The 4,246-nt window shown below is 69.4% G+C and carries 3 protein-coding genes and 1 pseudogene; 3 read left to right on the forward strand and 1 reads right to left on the reverse strand.

The annotated features are described in order from the left end of the window. From ASD56_RS16520 to ASD56_RS14310, 3 genes and pseudogenes are all read left to right on the forward strand, one after another. Positions 1-126: pseudogene (locus tag ASD56_RS16520) on the forward strand (ferredoxin); the annotation flags it as partial. A 27-nt stretch (positions 127-153) separates the two neighbouring features. Beyond that, a complete protein-coding gene (dapC, locus tag ASD56_RS14305) occupies positions 154-1,263 on the forward strand; it encodes a succinyldiaminopimelate transaminase (RefSeq protein ID WP_055967083.1) in 1,110 nt (369 codons plus the stop codon). A gap of 185 nt (positions 1,264-1,448) precedes the next feature. Next, the gene (locus ASD56_RS14310; protein WP_082541489.1) at positions 1,449-2,744 is read left to right on the forward strand and encodes a citrate synthase; all 1,296 of its coding nucleotides are present in this window, start codon (positions 1,449-1,451) and stop codon (positions 2,742-2,744) included. Positions 2,745-2,798: 54 nt separating this feature from the next. Here the strand turns inward: ASD56_RS14310 and dapD are convergent, their stop codons facing one another. Further along, entirely contained in the window at positions 2,799-3,755 is a 957-nt protein-coding gene (gene dapD / locus ASD56_RS14315; protein WP_055967086.1) for a 2,3,4,5-tetrahydropyridine-2,6-dicarboxylate N-succinyltransferase, read from the reverse strand. Positions 3,756-4,246: the final 491 nt, after the last annotated feature.

The raw sequence follows: 4,246 nt of genomic DNA on the forward strand, positions 1-4,246 counted from the left end.
CAGGACTACTACAAGGCCAACGTCGAGTTCTTCGACGACATCGGCTCACCCGGCGGCGCCGCCAAGGTCGGCGTGATCCACAAGGACCACCCCGTCATCGCCGAGCTTCCGCCGCAGGCCCCGTGAGCCGCGCCGACGGATCCGCACGCTGACATGGGCGTCGCCGACCTCGCCGACTACCCCTGGGACGCCGTCGCGCCCTATGCGGCACGGGCCAGGGCGCACCCCGGCGGCATCGTGGACCTCTCGATCGGGTCGCCGGTCGACGAGACGCCGGAGGTCGTGGCCACGGCGCTGCGCACCGCGACGGACGCCCACGCCTATCCGCAGACCATGGGAACGCCGGCCCTTCGTGCAGCCATCGCCGCCTGGTTCGAGCGTCGTCGCGGCGTCGCCGGGCTGACCCCGGATCACGTGCTGCCGACCGTCGGCTCCAAGGAGCTCGTCGCGCTGCTCCCGCTGCTGCTCGGCCTCGGACCCGGTGACGTCATCGTTCATCCCCGTGCCGCCTACCCGACGTACGAGGTCGGCGCGCGCCTGGTCGGGGCGACGCCTGTGGCTTCCGACGACCCGGCGGAGTGGCCCGCGGCCACACGGCTGGCGTGGGTCAACTCGCCGGGCAACCCCGACGGCCGCGTGCTCGATGTCGCGGCGCTGCGCTCCGCGGTCGGACGAGCGCGCGAGCTCGGTGCCGTGCTGGCGTCGGACGAGTGCTACGCGGAGCTCGGCTGGGAGGCGCCGTGGGACGCCGAGCCGATCCCGTCGGCGCTCGACCCGCGGGTGACCGACGGCTCGCCCGACGGCGTGCTCGCGGTCTACTCGCTGAGCAAGCAGTCCAATCTCGCGGGGTACCGCGCCGCGTTCCTCGCCGGCGACCCTGCGCTGATCGCCCGGCTGCTCACGGCGCGCAAGCACCTCGGCCTCATGCTCCCCGCGCCGGTGCAGGCCGCCATGGTGGCCGCGCTCGGCGACGACGAGCACGTCGCGGCGCAGAAGGAGCGGTACCGCAGGCGCCGTGAGGTGCTGAAGCCCGCGCTCGAGGCATCCGGATTCCGTATCGATGCGAGCGAGGCGGGCCTGTACCTGTGGGCGACCGAGGGTCGCGAAGCGTGGGAGAGCATCGGCAGACTGGCTGATCTGGGCATCCTCGCCGGTCCGGGGCACTTCTACGGCACCCACTTCCCGCAGCACGTCCGGCTGTCGCTGACAGCGCCGGACGAGCGCATCACGGCGGCGGCGGACCGCCTCCGCGCCGCGATCTGAGGATTCCTCCATCGGATGCCGCAGCCCTTTGGCGGTGTCCGCAGTAGGCTTCCGGGCGCACTAGGCTGTAGGAAACGCGGCGGTGCGGTATCTCCGCCCCCGCTGCCGTCCTTGGAAGGCGCTTCCTATGCGTCTGCGAGGCGGACGACACCCCCGTACACGACCAGAAATCGCGAGGAGGCGCCGTGAGCGACGCAGGCACCCAGCAGGACAAGGCCACCCTCACGATCGGTGACAAGACGGCAGAGTTCCCGCTGCTGCGCGGGACCGATGGGGCGCCGAGCGTCGACCTGTCGACCTTCACCCGCCAGACCGGTCACACCGCGCTGGACTACGGCTTCGTCAACACGGCCGCCACGAAGTCCGCCATCACCTACATCGACGGTGACAACGGCATCCTGCGCTACCGCGGGTACCCGATCGACCAGCTGGCGACGAACAGCACGTACCTCGAGGTCGCGTGGCTGCTCATCTACGGCGAGCTGCCCACCGCGGACGAGCTCGGCCAGTTCGACGAGCGCATCCGTCGTCACACGCTGCTGCACGAAGACCTCAAGCGCTTCTTCTCGGCGCTGCCGCACACCGCGCACCCGATGTCGGTGTTGTCCTCGGCCGTCTCGGCGCTCTCGACGTACTACGAGAACGAGTCGGACCCGAACAATCCCGAGCACGTCGAGCTCAACACGATCCGGATGCTGGCCAAGCTCCCCGTGATCGCGGCGTACGCGCACAAGAAGAGCGTCGGCCAGGCGTTCCTCTACCCCGACAACAGCCTCGGCTTCGTCGACAACTTCCTGAAGCTCAACTTCGGTGTGCTGTCAGAGGTCTACGAGGTGAACCCGGTGATGTCGCGGGCGCTCGAGCGCCTGCTGATCCTCCACGAGGACCACGAGCAGAACGCCTCGACGTCGACCGTGCGCCTGGTGGGCTCCACCGGCGCGAACCAGTTCTCGTCGATCTCCGCCGGCATCAATGCGCTCTACGGTCCGCTGCACGGTGGCGCGAACGAAGCCGTGCTCGACATGCTGGGCAGGATCCGCGACTCCGGCGAGAGCGTGCAGCGCTTCGTCGAGCGGGTGAAGAACAAGGAAGACGGCGTCAAGCTCATGGGCTTCGGCCACCGGGTCTACAAGAACTACGACCCCCGCGCGAAGCTCGTCAAGGAGTCCGCCGACGAGGTGCTCAGCGCGCTCGGCGTGAGCGACCCGCTGCTCGATCTCGCGAAGGAGCTCGAGGAGATCGCTCTCAACGACGACTACTTCCGCGAGCGTCGGCTGTACCCGAACGTCGACTTCTATACCGGAGTCATCTACAAGGCGATGGGCTTCCCCACGCGGATGTTCACCGTGCTGTTCGCCATCGGGCGACTGCCCGGCTGGCTCGCGCAGTGGCGCGAGGCCGCCAGTGACCCGCAGACCAAGATCGGCCGCCCGCAGCAGCTGTACATCGGCGCGGGCGAGCGCGACTACCCGCGCGGGTGACCGACACATGAAGAAGGCCGCGGACCCTCGGGTCCGCGGCCTTCTTCGCGTCTGTCAGGCGTGGAGCGCCTCGTTCAGGGTGACGCCGGCGCCGGCGCGGCGGACGGCCTCGATCGCTCCGGTCAGGGAGTTGCGCCGGAAGAGGATCCCGTCGCGGCCCGAGAGCTCCGCGCCCTTGACGGTGGGGCGCGTGCCGTCGGCGCGAGCAGGCTCGTCGGCCAGGACGATCTTCGAACCCGCGGTGACGTACAGTCCCGCTTCGACGACGCAGTCGTCGCCGAGCGAGATGCCGATGCCGGCGTTCGCGCCCAGCAGCGTGCGGGCACCGACGGACACCTGGTGGGCTCCGCCTCCCGACAGGGTGCCCATGATCGAGGCGCCGCCGCCGATGTCGCTGCCGTCGCCGACCACGACGCCCTGGGAGATACGTCCCTCGACCATGCTCTGCCCGAGCGTGCCGGCGTTGAAGTTCACGAAACCCTCGTGCATGACCGTCGTGCCGGGGGAGAGGTAGGCGCCCAGGCGCACCCGCGAGGCATCGGCGATCCGGACGCCGGGCGGGGTGACGTAGTCCAGCAGGCGGGGGAACTTGTCCAGACCCTGCACCTGCACGCCGTCGCGCGCCAGGAACGCGCGCTGGCGGGTGAGCGTGTCGGGATGCATCGGGCCGGCGTTGGTCCACGCGACGTTCGGCAGGTGGCCGAAGATCCCGGTCAGGTTGATCTCGTTGGGGGCGAACAGCCGGTGCGAGAGCGCGTGCAGGCGCAGGTACGCATCGGAGGTCGACGCGGGCGGTGCGTCGATGTCGATCTCGATCGTCACGACGTCGACCGTCACCGCGCGGCGGGGGTCGGGAACGGCGAGGCGCTCGAGCTCGTCGGGCGGCATGGCCGGGTCGAGGCCGAGAGGGATGCGGCCCTTCTCGGGGGAGGGGTACCACGTGTCGAGAACGGTGCCGTCTTCTGCTGTCGTGGCGAGGCCGACGGCCCAGACCCATCGCTGATCACTCATGTCTCCACGCTAGCGCCGACGTCCAGTCTGTTCCGGCGGCGCTGCGCGCCCTGGTTGGACGGAATCGGATGCCGCGGCCGTCGTCTCGGCCCTGACCGGGGGATTCTCGGGCGGTGGAGGCGCAGGGCGGTCGTGCGACACGCCCGGGCTGCGGCCCGGATTGGCCAGAGGGCGGGATCTCACGTAACGTTCTTCTTGTTCGCCCCACAGGGAAGCGGAGAGGCCGAGAGCCTTACCCCCCTCAAGCGGCGGACCACCTCCCAATCACGACACCTCATTGAGGTGTCAGGCCTCCGGGTCTAGACTGGGAGTCTTCCTCTCGTTGACCGCGGTCTTCGACGGTGCTGCAGGCTTCACGGCCTCGGCGCGTCGGTTTGACAGACGGACCGAGATGGATAAGATAGTGAAGTTGCCCTGCTGGGCTGGTCGTGAGACTGGTTGGTGGGAGCATCCGATCCTTGAGAACTCAACAGCGTGCACTTGTCAAATGC

Source organism: Microbacterium sp. Root166, from assembly GCF_001427145.1.
GTDB lineage: Bacteria > Actinomycetota > Actinomycetes > Actinomycetales > Microbacteriaceae > Microbacterium.

Coding starts and splice junctions, on each gene's coding strand:
- dapC (WP_055967083.1), top strand. CDS start 154: ATGGGCGTCGCCGACCTCGCCGACTACCCCTGGGACGCCGTCGCGCCC.
- dapD (WP_055967086.1), bottom strand. CDS start 3,755: ATGAGTGATCAGCGATGGGTCTGGGCCGTCGGCCTCGCCACGACAGCA.